At 44.4% G+C, this 15696-nt stretch carries 19 protein-coding genes; 3 read left to right on the top strand and 16 right to left on the bottom strand.

What is annotated here, in order from left to right:
* Positions 1–19 precede the first annotated feature (19 nt).
* The 11 genes from rnc to AC3WTJ_RS22630 all read right to left on the bottom strand — a co-directional run bounded on the left by rnc (position 20) and on the right by AC3WTJ_RS22630 (position 8824).
* The gene (gene rnc, locus AC3WTJ_RS22680; protein ID WP_127458426.1) at positions 20–721 is read right to left on the bottom strand and encodes a ribonuclease III; all 702 of its coding nucleotides are present in this window, start codon (positions 719–721) and stop codon (positions 20–22) included.
* A 60-nt stretch (positions 722–781) separates the two neighbouring features.
* On the bottom strand, positions 782–2017 hold the full coding sequence (gene fabF, locus AC3WTJ_RS22675; RefSeq protein WP_407867771.1) for a beta-ketoacyl-ACP synthase II: 1236 nt from the start codon (positions 2015–2017) through the stop codon (positions 782–784).
* Between the two features lie 94 nt (positions 2018–2111).
* The gene (acpP, locus tag AC3WTJ_RS22670; protein WP_028558238.1) at positions 2112–2345 is read right to left on the bottom strand and encodes an acyl carrier protein; all 234 of its coding nucleotides are present in this window, start codon (positions 2343–2345) and stop codon (positions 2112–2114) included.
* A gap of 84 nt (positions 2346–2429) precedes the next feature.
* Positions 2430–3170, bottom strand: a complete 741-nt coding sequence (fabG, locus tag AC3WTJ_RS22665) for a 3-oxoacyl-[acyl-carrier-protein] reductase (protein WP_315951141.1) — start codon at positions 3168–3170, stop codon at positions 2430–2432.
* Between the two features lies 1 nt (position 3171).
* Complete coding sequence (gene fabD / locus AC3WTJ_RS22660; protein ID WP_492523765.1) at positions 3172–4107, bottom strand: ACP S-malonyltransferase; 936 nt, start codon at positions 4105–4107, stop codon at positions 3172–3174.
* Positions 4108–4182: 75 nt separating this feature from the next.
* Positions 4183–5169: a beta-ketoacyl-ACP synthase III gene (locus AC3WTJ_RS22655; RefSeq protein ID WP_407867773.1), complete on the bottom strand. Its 987-nt coding sequence runs from the start codon at positions 5167–5169 to the stop codon at positions 4183–4185.
* Positions 5166–6170: a phosphate acyltransferase PlsX gene (plsX, locus tag AC3WTJ_RS22650; RefSeq protein WP_492523764.1), complete on the bottom strand. Its 1005-nt coding sequence runs from the start codon at positions 6168–6170 to the stop codon at positions 5166–5168. Before plsX ends, AC3WTJ_RS22655 begins: the two co-directional genes overlap by 4 nt.
* Positions 6154–6768, bottom strand: coding sequence for a transcription factor FapR (fapR, locus tag AC3WTJ_RS22645; protein WP_164819829.1), 615 nt, complete (start codon positions 6766–6768; stop codon positions 6154–6156). The genes plsX and fapR overlap by 17 nt, the downstream gene beginning before the upstream one ends.
* A 119-nt stretch (positions 6769–6887) precedes the next feature.
* Positions 6888–7061 carry a 50S ribosomal protein L32 gene (gene rpmF / locus AC3WTJ_RS22640; protein ID WP_029195321.1) on the bottom strand — a complete coding sequence of 58 codons (174 nt, stop codon included), beginning with the start codon at positions 7059–7061 and terminating at the stop codon, positions 6888–6890.
* Between the two features lie 38 nt (positions 7062–7099).
* Positions 7100–7609 carry a YceD family protein gene (locus AC3WTJ_RS22635; RefSeq protein ID WP_127458419.1) on the bottom strand — a complete coding sequence of 170 codons (510 nt, stop codon included), beginning with the start codon at positions 7607–7609 and terminating at the stop codon, positions 7100–7102.
* A 90-nt stretch (positions 7610–7699) separates the two neighbouring features.
* Positions 7700–8824, bottom strand: a complete 1125-nt coding sequence (locus AC3WTJ_RS22630) for a SepM family pheromone-processing serine protease (RefSeq protein WP_492523763.1) — start codon at positions 8822–8824, stop codon at positions 7700–7702.
* Between the two features lie 126 nt (positions 8825–8950).
* Between AC3WTJ_RS22630 and AC3WTJ_RS22625 the strand changes: the two genes are divergently transcribed.
* On the top strand, positions 8951–10231 hold the full coding sequence (locus tag AC3WTJ_RS22625) for a nucleoside recognition domain-containing protein (protein ID WP_492523762.1): 1281 nt from the start codon (positions 8951–8953) through the stop codon (positions 10229–10231).
* Between the two features lie 12 nt (positions 10232–10243).
* On the opposite strand, the gene coaD is transcribed toward AC3WTJ_RS22625, so the two are convergent.
* The 5 genes from coaD to AC3WTJ_RS22600 all read right to left on the bottom strand — a co-directional run bounded on the left by coaD (position 10244) and on the right by AC3WTJ_RS22600 (position 13878).
* On the bottom strand, positions 10244–10747 hold the full coding sequence (coaD, locus tag AC3WTJ_RS22620; RefSeq protein ID WP_492523761.1) for a pantetheine-phosphate adenylyltransferase: 504 nt from the start codon (positions 10745–10747) through the stop codon (positions 10244–10246).
* A 22-nt stretch (positions 10748–10769) separates the two neighbouring features.
* The gene (rsmD, locus tag AC3WTJ_RS22615) at positions 10770–11333 is read right to left on the bottom strand and encodes a 16S rRNA (guanine(966)-N(2))-methyltransferase RsmD (RefSeq protein ID WP_492523760.1); all 564 of its coding nucleotides are present in this window, start codon (positions 11331–11333) and stop codon (positions 10770–10772) included.
* A 522-nt stretch (positions 11334–11855) separates the two neighbouring features.
* Positions 11856–12236 carry a YolD-like family protein gene (locus AC3WTJ_RS22610; protein ID WP_492523759.1) on the bottom strand — a complete coding sequence of 127 codons (381 nt, stop codon included), beginning with the start codon at positions 12234–12236 and terminating at the stop codon, positions 11856–11858.
* Positions 12233–13504, bottom strand: coding sequence for a DNA polymerase IV (locus tag AC3WTJ_RS22605; RefSeq protein ID WP_492524030.1), 1272 nt, complete (start codon positions 13502–13504; stop codon positions 12233–12235). The genes AC3WTJ_RS22610 and AC3WTJ_RS22605 overlap by 4 nt, the downstream gene beginning before the upstream one ends.
* 5 nt (positions 13505–13509) lie before the next feature.
* Positions 13510–13878, bottom strand: a complete 369-nt coding sequence (locus AC3WTJ_RS22600; RefSeq protein ID WP_492523758.1) for a YhjD family protein — start codon at positions 13876–13878, stop codon at positions 13510–13512.
* A gap of 449 nt (positions 13879–14327) precedes the next feature.
* Between AC3WTJ_RS22600 and AC3WTJ_RS22595 the strand changes: the two genes are divergently transcribed.
* Together AC3WTJ_RS22595 and AC3WTJ_RS22590 are read left to right on the top strand one after the other, a co-directional pair.
* Positions 14328–14570, top strand: coding sequence for a hypothetical protein (locus AC3WTJ_RS22595; RefSeq protein WP_492523757.1), 243 nt, complete (start codon positions 14328–14330; stop codon positions 14568–14570).
* Between the two features lie 243 nt (positions 14571–14813).
* Complete coding sequence (locus tag AC3WTJ_RS22590; protein WP_492523756.1) at positions 14814–15533, top strand: hypothetical protein; 720 nt, start codon at positions 14814–14816, stop codon at positions 15531–15533.
* Positions 15534–15696: the final 163 nt, after the last annotated feature.

Here is a 15696-nt window from a genome sequence, read left to right as displayed (position 1 = left end):
CCTCTTTATGCTATATGACTTACCGCTGAACGGTCACATTCAATTTCAACAAAGCTTGCGCAGCAGCTTGCTGCTCAGCTTCTTTCTTGGAACGTCCCGCTCCGGTTCCTAGAAGGTCGGCATCCATGTGTACTTCAGCTACAAACTCACGCTCATGCGCAGGTCCCCGTTCATTCACGATCCGGTATTCCAGAGAACCCATTCCATGATGCTGAGTATGCTCTTGCAGCTGAGTCTTGTAATCAATAACGAGCAACTTACCTTCACTGGAGATATTTGCAAATACATATTTCTTCAAAAAACCTTTGACAACATCTATGCCTTGATCCAAATATAAAGCACCAATGAAGGATTCAAAAACGTCGGCAAGAAGAGCCGGGCGGTTACGTCCGCCAGTCAACTCTTCGCCTTTACCGAGTAATACAAATGCGCCAAAATCCAAATCTTCAGCAAACGTAACGAGTGACGGCTCACAAACAATCGATGCTCGCAACTTCGTCAACTCGCCCTCCGAACGACCGGGATAAGAATCATATAAAAATTCCGAAACGGTTAATTCCAATACGGCATCTCCTAAAAATTCCAGACGCTCGTTATCTTTATGTCCGGCAATACGATGCTCATTCACATAAGAAGAATGGGTAAAAGCTTGCTTCAGCAGCTCTGACTTTCGAAATGTGATGCCAATCCGCTGCTGCAATTCCTTAACATTGCGGTTCATTGCTTCATTCACCACCCAGAGAGAATGCTATTTCGTTATCTTTCTTCACAGGCAGGCAAATTATGCTTGGAACCTTTTCATAATAATCGTTGCATTGTGACCGCCAAAACCAAATGAATTGGACATCGCAATATCAACTTTTGCTTGTCGTGCTTGGTTCGGTACATAATCTAAATCGCATTCCGGATCTTGGTTCACCAGATTAATCGTTGGTGCAATCAAGCTGTTAGCGATTGTCAGACCACAGATTACGGCTTCAACGCCTCCGGCAGCTCCAAGCAAGTGCCCTGTCATGGACTTCGTAGAACTAACCGCCACTTTGTACGCATGATCGCCAAGCGCTTTCTTGATCGCTGTTGTTTCCGACTTATCACCAACTGGTGTTGATGTTCCGTGAGCATTAATGTAAGAAATCTCATCTGGCGAAATGCCAGCATCCTTGATTGCTTTCACCATACAACGTGCTGCTCCGTCCGGATCCGGATCTGTCATGTGATAGGCGTCGCCGCTCATCCCATACCCGATGACTTCCGCATAGATGCGTGCCCCACGCTGTTCCGCATGTTCAAGTGACTCCAGAATCAGAACGCCTGATCCTTCGCCCATAACGAAACCGTCACGGTCCGTATCAAATGGACGGCTTGCCAAATGAGGCTCATCATTGCGAGTGGACATCGCGCGCAGCGCACAGAAACCAGCCACACCAATCGGCGTAATCGTCGCCTCTGCTCCGCCGCAGATCATTACGTCCGCGTCGCCGCGTTGAATCATTTTGAAGGAATCACCGATGGAATGCGTTCCTGTGGCACAAGCTGTCACCGCTGTGGAGTTCGGTCCTTTAGCTCCTGTAACCATCGAGATGTGGCCCGAAGCCATATTCGCGATCATCATTGGAATAAAGAACGGAGAAACACGTTTTGGACCTTTTTCCAAAAGGATTCTATGCTGCTCTTCCCACGTATTCAAACCGCCGATTCCAGAGCCAACGGAAACCCCGACGCGTTCTGGATCCGTATCCTCTTTCAGGTTCAAATTCGCGTCCTTCAGAGCGTTAAGAGCGCCTGCTACCGCGAACTGCACGAAACGGTCCATCCGGCGGGATTCTTTGCGATCCACATAATCCTCAATATTAAAATCTTTCACTTCTGCTGCAATGCGTGTTGGGTATTCGCTTACATCAAAATTCTCGATCAAGCTGACACCGGACTTACCGGCCGTCAAATTGCCCCAAAACGTATCCAACTCTTGACCAAGGGCAGTAACTACGCCCATACCTGTAATTACAACTCTTTTCATCTGTACCACCTTCTATGTAGTGAATCTTGATTTTTTAATTGACTAAGAATGGAGAGAAGTCCCGTCTTGATTAGAAACGGGACTCTGTAGACTATTACGTATGAGATTTTATGTAATTCGTAACTTCTCCTACTGTCGTAATCTTCTCAGCATCTTCATCTGAAATTTCTAAATCGAACTCATCTTCTAATTCCATCACTAATTCAACTACATCGAGAGAATCAGCACCAAGATCTTCTTTGAAAGATGCTTCGAGGGTGACTTCAGCTTCATCAACCCCTAGACGATCGACTACAATTCGTTTAACACGATCCAATACGTCGGACATCCGGTTCACCTCCTCTTTGGTATTATACGAGAATCTTTGACAGATTGCCAGTAGGCAATTTGGAGATTCTCTTTTTGGCGAATCTTACATGTACATGCCGCCATCCACGTGAAGTGTTTGGCCTGTCATGTAGGATGCATCGTCGGATGCCAGGAAACGAACAACCTTTGCGATTTCCTCGGGTTGACCAAGGCGCTCCAACGGAATTTGCTTCAACATTTGCTCGCGCATCTCGGCCGACAGCTTGTCGGTCATATCGGTTTCGATAAAACCTGGCGCCACCGCATTCACGGTAATGCCCCGAGTGGAAAGCTCCTTCGCCGTAGCCTTGGTTAAACCAATCACGCCGGCTTTGGCTGCTACATAGTTAGCCTGTCCCGGATTTCCGAGCACGCCGACTACAGAAGATATATTAATTATTCGACCGAATCTTTGCTTCATCATAGGACGAGTAACAGCTTTCACACAGTTAAATACACCCTTCAGATTCGTAGCAATGACTTGATCAAACTCTTCTTCCTTCATTCGCATGATTAGATTGTCTCTTGTGATACCTGCATTATTCACAAGAATATCAATCTTACCAAATTTTTCAATGGTTTGCTTAACTAATTCCTCGGACTCCTGATAGCTGCTCACGTCAGCACGGAGTTTGATGGCTTTGCGCCCCATTGCTTCGATTGCTGCTACTACTTCTTCAGCAGCGGCTTCACTTCCTGCATAATTTACAGCAACATCTGCGCCATGCTCGGCCAAATGCAAAGCAATCGCTCGGCCGATGCCTCGGGATGCCCCGGTTACCAGTGCTACTTTACCCGTTAGCATGTTATTGCACCTCCTGTAAATACTTCTCCAAAGCTTCGAGGCTGCCAATCGAAACGGTTTTGACCGTTTTATCGACCTTTTTGATCAGACCGGCAAGCACGGTTCCTGATCCCAGTTCAATAAACGTATCTACACCTTCACTGATCAAGTACGCGATTGTGTCCTCCCATAATACAGGGGAATATACCTGTTCGACAAGCAAACCGCGAATTTCTGCTGGAGCTGTAACAGGGCGTGCTGTAACGTTCGCCACAACAGGCACGGCTGCTTCGGTCATCTCGACGGATGCGAGCACGTCAGCGAGACGCTCCGAAGCCGGTTTCATCAGCGATGAGTGGAATGGTCCGCTCACTTCAAGCGGGATCGCCCGCTTCGCGCCTGCTTCTTTGCAGCGTTCGACAACCGCTTGTACACCTTCTTTGCTGCCCGATACGACGATCTGTCCCGGGCAGTTCACATTGGCGAGCTCCACGACGGAGCCGCCGCTTGTAATGGCCTTGCACAGCTCCGCAAGCGCTTCGCGCTCGGCTCCGAGCACGGCCGCCATCGCGCCCAGGCCGCCAGGGACGGCCTGCTCCATGAACTCGCCGCGGGCCCGCACCGTGCGAACCGCGTCTTCAAAAGCGAGCACGCCGGCTGCAACGAGCGCGCTGTATTCACCCAGACTATGTCCAGCGACATAGTCTGGGGTGATGCCCGCAGCCTTGAATGCTTCCAAACAAGCGATGCTTGTTGTCAATAAGGCAGGCTGCGTGTGGTACGTGATCTTCAGCTGGTCCTCCGGACCTTGGAAGATCAGATCAGACAAGGAAAAGCCCAGCGCTTCATTGGCGCGGTCATAATAAGCCTTGGCAGCCGGATGATTCGTGTATAAATCATGGCCCATCCCTACTGACTGCGAGCCTTGGCCAGGAAAAACAAACGCAATTTTACCCATACGAGAATAGGATCCCCTTTGGCAATAGATTTTAAATAAAATAGATGAATTTCATGTATAAAATGAACTAAAAAACTACCAAACCAACGCGGTTGCGCCCCAAGTCAGACCCCCGCCGAAACCAACCAGCACAAGGCGATCGCCTTCTGTTAGTCTGCCTTGCTCAGCAGCTTCTGCGAGTGCTACGGGAATGGAGGCTGCCGACATATTACCGTATTTATCGAGATTAATCATACATTTATCTGCGGTCATTTCCAGTCGGTTTAAGGAAGCTTGAATGATCCTCATGTTTGCTTGATGCGGAACTAGCAAATCAATATCCGATTTGTCCCAGCCTGCTTTGTTCAGAACTTCATCTGCTGCGTTCCCCATAATCCGCACCGCGAATTTGAACACTTCAGCGCCAGCCATGTAGATGTAATGCATACGTTGATCGATCGATGTTTGTGAAGCAGGATTGCGTGATCCCCCACCCTCAATTTTGAGCAGCGGCCCGCCTGTGCCATCGGCACCAAGCTCAAAGGACTTGAAGCCTCTTTCTTCTGGTACTTCGCCAATCACAACGGCCCCAGCACCATCACCGAACAGAATGCACGTGTTCCGGTCTGTATAATCTGTAATCTTGGATAAACAATCCGCACCAATGACAAGGGCATATTTATAAGTTCCTGTTGCAATGAAGTTAGATGCATTAGCCAGTCCATATACGAAACCTGAGCATGCCGCGGATAAATCAAATGCCGCCGCCTTTTTGGCTCCCAGCTTCTCTTGCAGGATGCAAGCCGTTGATGGGAATGCCATATCCGGCGTAATAGTGGAAACGACAATCAGATCAAGCTGGTCTGCCGTAATGCCTGCATTGGCCAGTGCGATCAATGACGCTTCGTAGCATAGATCGGACGTTGCTTGTCCTTCAGCGGCGATCCTTCTTTCACGGATGCCTGTTCTTGTGACGATCCACTCATCGTTCGTCTCAACCATCGTTTCCAATTCTTGATTCGTTAATATGCGTTCAGGTACATATTTCCCTGTACCAAGCACCCCAACTGGTATTAGGTTCATGTTGTAATATCTCTCTTCCCATGGCTTATTTCGGCAGATATCGTGCCAACCAAATCATTTTGCAAAGCTATTCTAGCTTGGCGAACCGCATTTTTAATGGCATTTGCATCGGAGGAACCATGGCTCTTCAGGACCAATCCATCTATCCCCAAGAATGGTGCCGCTCCATGCTCGTTATAGTCCAACTTCTTGCGGAAATTGGTAAGACCCGGTTTCAAAACCGCTGCTGCCAGCTTGGTAAATAGCGATTTCGTAAATTCCTGTTTCAGTGCCGAAAAAATGGCGGATGCCGCACCCTCCAGCGATTTCAGCATAATATTCCCGGCAAACCCGTCGCATACGATAACATCGCATTTGGCGCGGAGAACCTGAGAAGATTCGACATTTCCTACAAAATGAATAGGTCCTTGTTCCATTAAAGGATATGCCGTTTTGGTTAATTCATTCCCTTTGGCAGCCTCTGTTCCTACGTTCAAAAGGCCTACGCGCGGCTTAGATATGCCATGCACTTTGGAACGGTAAATGCTGCCCATAATTGCATACTGGAGTAATTGCTCCGGCGTAGCATCCATATTCGCACCCAAATCGAGGGCCAGCACGCCATGGCCATCCATTGTCGGGATCATCGGCGCCAGAGCCGGACGCTCAATACCCGGAATTCTTCCAACCACGAGCAAGCCCGTCGTCATCAATGCGCCTGTATTTCCAGCGGAAATCATCGCTTCCGCTTCTTTCTCCCGTACTAGTTTACCCGCTACAACCATGGAGGCGTCTTTTTTGCGTCGCACTGCTTTCACAGGCTCATCTTCCGCTTCAATGACTTCCTCCGTGTGACGGATAGTTATATTTGCCGGTCTCTCTGTGAGATAGGCTTCAATTACAGCGCTGTTGCCGACCAAAATGATATGTACGTCCTTCCACTCTTTGGCCGCTGCTAAAGCACCCTCCACTACAATTTTCGGGGCATTATCGCCGCCCATGGCATCAATCGCGATCCGCATGCAGCTTGTCCTCCCTCTCTAGATGTTGCTCCTTCTTCGAATGAAAGATCACGAAATTACCTCGGAACACAGCCTCATCGCCAACGTAGGAAGACACTTCAACTCTTGCTTTCCCTTTGGAAACGGAACGCACATAGGCTTTGGCGATACATTTCTCTCCTAGCTTTACAGAACGTATAAACCGGATGTCTGCTGAGGCTGTCAAGGCGATTGGATCGTCGATAACGGCAACGGCCAGGGAGTTTGCTTGTGAGAATATATGATGTCCTCTTGCAATTTTGGTTCTTGAGAAAACATGATCTTCTTTAATTTCAAAAATCGAAATACCGCTTTGGTCCAGCTGCAAATCGATCACTTCACCAATGACTTCATCAATAGACAGTGAACGCACTTGATCGTACGTTTTGACAGCCATGTGTTTCATGCGTTCCCGCAGCTCAGGAATACCTAGTTCCAATCGGTCTAACCGGACGGTTTGGATGCTAACCTGAAACGTTCGCATCAGTTCCTCGTCAGTCATAAAAGGATTCGCTTCAATTGCTTGAAGCAATTGCTGCTGCCTTTGTCGTTTAGGAAGGCGTTCGATGGCTAGCACCACCTTATCTCGTGAGATCTCATCTTATTACCAGATACTAAACTGTAGTATATTAAATTTAGAACCAAAAAGAAAGCAAAAAAAATAGCACCTCACACTAGGATGAAGTACTATGCTTATTCTTATGCTTTTACGATCTCTCTACCTTTGTAAGTTCCGCAAGACTTGCACACGCGGTGTGCCAGCTTCAGTTCTCCACATTGTTCACATTTCACCATGCCTGGAACTTCCAATTTAAAGTGAGTACGGCGCTTGTCGCGACGAGTTTTGGACGTTCTCCTTTGAGGTACTGCCATATTCAAAACACCTCCTTCATCGAATTTCGGGCGTTGCCTTATTCTTTGTTAAAAAAGTCCGCGAGACCTGCAAGCCTAGGATCGATTTTCTCCTGCTTACAGCCGCAATCCTGGAGATTGCGATTTTCTCCACACACAGGACAGAGACCTTTGCACGCTTCGTCACAAAGTGGTATGTACGGTAAACCAACCACTACATTTTCTACAACGTACGGCTCTAAATCGACTTTATCTCCAACGACCAAATGAATGTCCTCGTCAAGTTCCGGGTCTTCTTCCTCTGGCTTTTGCATGAAGACTTCCTCAAAAGGAAGTTCGATTGTTTGATTCGTGTGCGTTAAGCATCGTGAACAGCTTAACTCCAAGTCTAGCGTTAACGTTCCGTTAACTTTGGCTACTCCATCTTCATGCGATGCAAGAAGATCGACACGCACAGGACCATGGCGAAGGATATCTTGACGCCCTTCAAAAGGAGCCGTCAAATTCATCTCTTCCGTCATATGGACCGGGTGCCCTTTCAGAGAAAGCTCTCTAAAACGAATCTGCATGTTATATCACCCCAAACAAACAAAGATTATTATATCCAGTTTGATTGCCTTTTGTCAATTATAAATCTATTTACTTTCATCCCAAAGAGCTTACTTCGGAGGCAGCGCCGCTAGATATTTCAGGGCGTCATCCATCGTGCCGATCTCGACAATTTTCATCTTCGTCTTAATTTGATTCGCTCTTTGGACAGCATCGGAGTAATTCGTAATTTTGGTTCCGTCTTTGTACGTCACATCTTTGGGGGCAAAGAAGAAATCCGCCTTTTCCCGATCCGCGGCAATAATCTTATGTTGAATGCCTCCAATCGGACCCACGGTGCCATCAGTTTCAATGGTCCCTGTCCCTGCAATGCGATAGCCCTTTGTGATATCCTCAGGAACCAGTTGATTAAAAATCTCTAATGAGAACATCAAACCAGCCGAGGGCCCTCCGATCTCTCCAGCCTTAATCGACACCTGTTGATCTTCTTGGTCTGCTTTAACTGATTGCATATCAGCCGGAACGACGCCAATACCCGCACGAGGTTCACCCGTTTCCCCTTGTTGCAGAGGAAGTGCTCCTAGTGCCAATGTTGCCTGTTGTTCTACCTTATTCCTAGCGTAGGTAACGGTGATGGATTCCCCGGCTTTCTTCCCTTTTAATGAATCAAGTAAATCTTGAGCCACTTTCACATCTTTCTCTCCAGCCTTCAGCAGCACATCACCAGGTTTGAGCACCTTCTCTCCCGACAAGCCTGGCAACGTCTGCAGCACCATAACACCCTCATGATTGATGTGAAAAGGAACCTTCGCATGTGTGTAAGCGGCTTGAATAGCGCTCGCTTGCGAGGTCAACATGACATATTCTTGCCGCTGTGTGTACTCTTGCTCGGACTCCCCTTTGCGCAAAACACTCGTTTTGGGCTGAATTTCTTCATAAGGGTGAACAAGACCAATTAGATAATTAATCATATTGGCATCGGCTACACGCACTGTCGTGAGCATCAACGTTCCCTTTTCCAAATCAGAGCCTCTGGGTATTGTCACCATCGGTTTAATTTCTTCCGCTGTTCCCGGCATGAAAATAAAGAATGGCAGCCGTACAAAAAACAACAAATAAATAATGACAATTCCGACAAGCGCCGAAACTAAATAACGCCTCGTCGACGATCTTCTCGGATATTCATAGGAATCATTAGACCACGTGTGAATTCGATTCTCTTCTTCGTTTTCCATGCAGGTTCCCCTTCCTGATGCCTATTACATGTAATGATTATCTTCCAATGGACAAGAATGAAAGCTTGGTCTAAACCTCTGTCTTTTTGCGTACAAATGAAGCATGTTAAAGGATGAGGTGAAACCATGCAGCCTTCAAAAGTAAGCTACACTCCCAAGCTCACGACGCTCGTACTGGGCTCTTTGACTGCCCTCGTAGTTGTGTCTATCATACTTTTCCCTGACAAAGCGTTTCAATCTTCGCTCGAGGGGCTTACGATTTGGTGGAAACTCGTCTTTCCTGCCCTGCTGCCTTTTCTCATTATGATCGAGCTGTTGATTGGTTTTGGCGTCATTCAAGGGACAGGAGTTCTGCTAGACCCACTCATGAGAGTGATATTCCGTTTGCCCGGAGTGGGCGGTTGGGCGTTAGCTTCTGGCCTCATTGTAGGATTTCCTAGCGGAGCCAAAATTACTGCCACCCTCAGCGAAAAAAAACTCATCTCGCGAGATGAGACCGAACGTCTAACCGCTTTATCCCACCTGTGCAGCCCTTTATTCTTAATCATGGTTGTGGGTATCGGCTTTCTGCACAGTGCGAAACTTGGTCTTATCCTTGCCATCGTTCATTATACGACTGCTATTGTCACCGGCTTCTTGATGCGATTACCTAAAATATCTAAAGTGCCTGAGCAGCTTTCGAATGATCAAATGATTTCTGCGCCTAAATCAGCAGGCTCTATCTGGAAGATGGCCTTGTCAACGATGCGGCAAGCCTATCTGCACGACGGCCGAGCATTCGGCAAACTCCTTGGCGATGCAGTGATTTCCTCTGTTCAAACGTTAATGCTCATCGGCGGATATATGATGATCTTTTCCGTATTGATTAATGTCATTACCATTACTCGTCTTACAGAAGTCCTTGAGCCCTTGATTTCTTTCTTCTTGCGCTTTTTGAATGTCCACACCGATACATCATTACAATGGATTATGGGTTTGATGGAGATTCATCTCGGAGCCTATTCCTGGAGCCAAGCCCAAGGTGTCTCCTTACTTCCACAAATGGCGCTCATCAGCGCTTTTCTTGGCTGGGGCGGGTTGTCCGCACATGCGCAAGTTGCTGGCTTTCACCAAAAAACAGAAGCACGCTACCGCTTTTTCTTCCAGTCCCGTATCTTGCACGCCGTGCTTGCCTTTGTTGGTACCATCTTACTTTGGAAACCTGTACAGTTCCTTCTCATAGATACAGAACCAAGTTTTCTTTGGTTGGATCAAACATCAAACACGAACACACAATTCGCAACTCAGCTGAACGGCGGCTCGATATGGGCTTTATGGGGAGTTAACCTCTTTCAGTTCCTTCTTTTGATCATCACAATGCTTATCATTTCTTCTTTTATAAGCACTTTTCGAAAAAAAGCCCAATAGTTCGCTGCTGCTTTAAGCTTTTGGGAATTTATTTTGCAGCGCTATTTCTACTTCGGGAGGTACTAAATCAACAACCGGGCCATGAAAACGCGCTATTTCTTTGACGATGCTGGAGCTCAGGTAGGAGTACTTGGGCTTCGAGGTCATAAAGAAAGTTTCCACATCCGAGTTGAGCTTGTGATTCGTTGACGCCATTTGAAGCTCATATTCAAAATCAGAAACAGCTCGAAGACCGCGCACAATCAATCGCACATTGCGATGCTTCATATAATTCACCATTAAGTCTCTGAACCCATCCACCTCTACATTCGGAAGATCCTTCGTCACTGTTCGGATGAGCTCCATTCTTTCTTCCAATGTGAAAGTAGGGTTCTTGGACGTGTTATTCAGCACTGCAACAATGAGCTTATCAAAAACCTTCGCTGCTCTATGTATAATATCAAGGTGGCCGTATGTCACCGGGTCAAAACTTCCCGGATATACAGCTACAGTAATGCCGTGTTCTTGTTTCATCATGCTGTCATCTCCTCTCAAAAGCCTATTCATCCCCTACAGATTGCTTGTAAATCGTAACAGCGGTATCTCCATAGTCCGCTCTTCTTTGTTGCTTGAATCCGCCTATGATGTCGTCTAGAACATCCTTCGCGTCATGCTCCACCACAATTGTGGTACTCGCCTCAACGATCGCTTGTGTCTCCATTGCGTTGATCAGATCCACAATCACTTTCATTTTATATGGCGGGTCTAGAAAAACCAATTGAAACTGCTGCTCCCTTTTCGCTAACGCCTTCAGTGCCCTAGCGGCATCTGTCCGGTAAATCTCGGCTTGATCCTTCAGCCCGGCCACTTGCAGATTATGCTGGATCGTATCGATACTCTTCTTCTCAATATCAATGAAGACCGCTTTATCCATCCCGCGGCTCAGAGCCTCAATGCCTAACCCGCCCGTGCCTGCGAACAAATCGAGAACCTGCCCGCCATCAAAATAAGGACCGATCATACTGAAGATCGCTTCTTTCACTTTATCCGTTGTTGGTCGCGTGCTGATACCGGGTACCGCCTTTAGCGACCTGCCTTTGGCACTGCCTGAAATCACTCTCATCTTGCGCTTTTCCCCTTCTGACTGGCTCATTCTTTTGCTATCGTACCACAAGCCCTATTCTGACACAAAAATTTTATGCCTGCCATGTATAAATTTCCTGTAAAACGGTCATCCTTGAACTATCGACATCAGAGAATGTCGTAGACAACCGCGGAGAAGACTTACGTTTCCCCATAAGCTCTTCGTCCGGTTTCTCCTCTCCCATGAGACGGCCCGTAAAAGGGCCGTCGTATTAATTTATAAAACAGTTTTCTAAAACCCTTATATAATAAGGGTTTCTTTATGTATAACAGGGGTTTAAAATTATATAGTACAGTTATATATTTTTCTTCTTGGGGACGGTTTGGGGACGAAAATTTCCTAAACAAAATGAAACAAGACAGCTTTACACTTAATAGATCATAATAGATAAGACAATTTGACTGTACTAAAAAGATCCTGTGTTTAAACAGGATCTTTAATTTGTTTCTTCATTATAATATCGCTGCCCTTGGAGCAATCTTTTATTTACTATTTAGTTGATTATGGATCTATCATTCCATCTTCTGTCCATTCATTGCTTAATTCTGCTTTAAGAACATCTCTGTAAGCAATCCATTCCCAATCCTCTACTCTGCTAACAGTCTCGACTATGTCTAGTCGAAATTCACCATGCCTACTGCGTGCCACGATGCCGGTAACTGATCGAGTTTTAAACTCTTCATATAAAGTTAGTACAACTGGTTTTTTATACATCTGCGATAAGCTCAGCACGGCTGATATGTTTTGAATTTCTTGCTCGTCTCGTATAGGTCGTGATATGCGTTGAGCCTCTTTTCGATTTCTAATCGCTGACTCTTTATGTTGAGGAAGCATCATACGGCTAGACTCCCAAAGTCCGTTAAGCTCTAATTTCTTACTCATTTATAATGACCTCCAATTTTACCAGCTCGATCCGCGGCTAGACCAGCTTTCATTAAACTCGAAGCACGAATAATTGCCGTATTGCCAAAACGATCTTTAATTCCATCTAAAACGCTATCAAGCTTCCTTAGCTTCGTTAAGTCTTCAAATAGATCAAGTTGTGTAACTTCCTCGTCATCAAGTGATCCTAGCGTAACGCCAACTTTACGCACCGGGTGCCCATTCCAATTACGATGAAAGATCTCTCGAACTGACTTGAAAACTTTCAGAGTATTGTTTGTAGCAAAGGGCATCTTGCGCTGTTGACTAAAGCCTGTAGGTGCATCGTATGGTGAGCACATGCAGAATACATGAACAGTCCCGCTCGTATACCCCTTCGCTCGCGCATCACGGCAAACTTCTTCCGTTAATTCCAAGAGAACAATATCTACCTCTTCTGCTGTCGTATAATCTCGTGGCAAGGTCATTCCGTGACCAATAGATTTTGGAGCTACATTAAATGTGCCAGGTGTGACTGGACTATCATCAAGACCATTAGCTGTACGCCACATGACCTCCGCTTGAATATCCGATTGTTTACCAAAGCGTGCACGAAATTTCTGCTTAAGTAAATGCAATGGTGTTTGAGCAACATGACCTATCGTTGTCATGCCAAGAGCTACGAAATGCCGAGTCATACGCGACCCAACTCCATACATCTTATCCACACTTAAAGGCCATAGGACACGTTCTACATCCTCTTTACCAAGCGTAAAAATACCACTCGGGTTTTTCTTTGCAAAATTGTCCGTTGCTTGCTTAGCAAGTATTTTAGTTGGACCGATACCAACACGAATACGTACATTCATTGACGCCGCGACCTTTTTTTGAATCATGCTTGCCAGTTCTTCTGAGGTACAGCGAAAATGATTGAGCGATCCCGTCACATCTAGAAACTGCTCATCAATAGAAAACACTTCAACTAAATCGGTATACTCTTTGTAAATGTCAGTAATTGCAAGTGATACATCGATATAACGCTGCATATGCGGACGCATTACAATAACATCTGGGCATAGCTGCAGCGCCTCTCCAAGTCGCTGAGCCGTACTAATTCCAAAGCTTTTGGCTATTGGACATGCCGCCAAAATAATTCCCGATCTTCTGGCAGGATCACCGGCCACAACAACAGGAAGATTATCTAATCCAGGATGTGTAGCCTTTTCGACGCTTGCGTAAAAAGATTGGCAATCCGAGAGGTAAATTGTGCGTTCGCTTTTTTCCCTCATTACCATTACAATGACCTCCGCATTCTCATTAAAGTTGTCATGAGTTCAGCTTTAATCAAACTTCTGAGCATTGTGAAATGATGGACGTAACCACGAACTTTATATTCAACGTTAATGCCTAAAGCAGTCATTGATGTATTCAATACCTTAATATCACGCTTTTTCATTTTACTCTTAATGCTTTGTATTTCTGGATAAATAGCGTTCTCGACTTCTTTTAGGTAAAACAGAATATGACCATAAATAATTTTGTCTTTGTGAACCCTGAGCTCTTCAGAATCCCTCGACAACATATCGAGTAATATAGGAAGCAGTGTAAACTCTTTAATTAATTGAACATCCTCGTCAGTCTCAACATTTGTCATGACACTCATTTAATCACCTCAAAATAGGAACATGCGTTTGTGTTTTATATTATATACCGAACACGTATTCGCAATGCAAGTGATTTTTGGCAGTAAAAAAATCCCCGCTAGCCATTGAGCCAGTGGGAACTACTCATCAAAATTTGGTTGTAATCATGTCGTCTTAAAGAAGCCCAAGTAAAATATTGCAATTCTCGGGTTTTCAATAATTAATAATCTCTAAACCGGCTTTTATATTTTTCTGCAACTTTGGGACACGTTATTTCCTGACTGTCTAGTCACTATGGTTTAATTATAATTCTAGCTAACTTTTACTATTATATAGTAGTTATTTTGGAATGTAATAACATTAAATTGAATATTAATCAATATTATGTTAATGTTTACCATATAAAGAACATAAAAAGAATTCTCCAACAATTATTTTTAGCAAAATTTTAGTCAAGGAGATGATTAAATTGAAAAAGGTAACGAAGAAAGCCTTGGTAATTGCTATCATTGGGATTGCAGTTTGGATATTAAGTATGATTATTGGTGTATCAATTCAGTTTTCAAATATGTCTAAACATGACTTTTACTCCAGTCCCAGTCCTGTACCCTTTTTGATTTTTTTATTAATCGGTGGACTAGGATTTTTAACTGCAGTAATTTCCGGAATCATTTGGCTGTTGTCCTACTTACAAGATCGAAAGGAAATGTAAAAACGATTTAGCACGCTTATAAAGGATATAGCCAACACAATAAGAGGTCAATAAACGCATTTTACATTTGTGAAGTGCGTTTACTGACCTTTTTTATTTTCAGGTTCAAATGATTAATTCGATATTAGTTACAATTATAAATTTGGGAAATATAATCAAATGTAAGAAAAATTGGTTGTAAATTGGAATAATTTGGGTTATAGTTTAATAGATTTATAAAACACTATGAAAAGAGGAGAACTAATGAAATTGAAAAAAACGATTATTTCTGCAATTATTGGAGCATCTCTAGTAACAGCCATTCCATTCTCAGCTATGGCAACAGAAAGTAATGTCGTTGATCAAGGAATAAAAACACAGCAAAACAACGGGAAATTTCTAATGAATGAAATAACAGTTAATATTCCAAATGCTGATAAAGTAAGAGTCGAACGGATTGTTGGACAAGATGAAATTACTTTGAAGGTATACGATACACAAACTGGAAAATTATTGGAGACCTATGGAGAGAAGTTAGAACAGACTCATCCTAAGAACTCATTAAATAAGGGAGAGTTTGGAACGCAAGCGGTTACTATTATAACAGTTAATAAAGACCAAGATTTTGGGAATCAGTCATTACCTATTATTGTTAGAGAAACTATGCAATTAGAAGTATATTCTAGTGGAAGTTTTAAACAAATTAATAGTGTTGCATCAAAATCTATTGGACTTATTAGTTCGAATGGATTTACTTTAGAAGATAAAAATATTTCATCTGCTTCCACAAATGATACGGGTACGTTCCCAACAATCTCTGTAATGTCATCAGGAACTGGCACATTAACTAAAAGAGAAACTAACTCAAATCAATGGGGTGTGCTTATTGGTATTGGCTTTGTAATACAATTCAATAATACCAACCAAACTGATTGGTATGCTAGAAAACCGATTTCTATGTCTTTTAATTACTCAGTTTACTAGTAGATTTAATATTATTATTTATAATAGATTGATAAAATACTAAAACATTTAATCTAAACCATTGCCAAAAACGGCAATGGTTTAATTAAATGCAGATTGTTCACCGACTTGGAATAAAAACGCCCTGCGTCAATGGATGGCTTAGAAACCCGAAAAAGCGGAG

Source organism: Paenibacillus sp. FW101-FHT12H11 (assembly GCF_058790355.1).
Note: the sequence above shows the minus strand (reverse complement) of the source record. Positions and strands in the feature narration are given on the sequence as shown.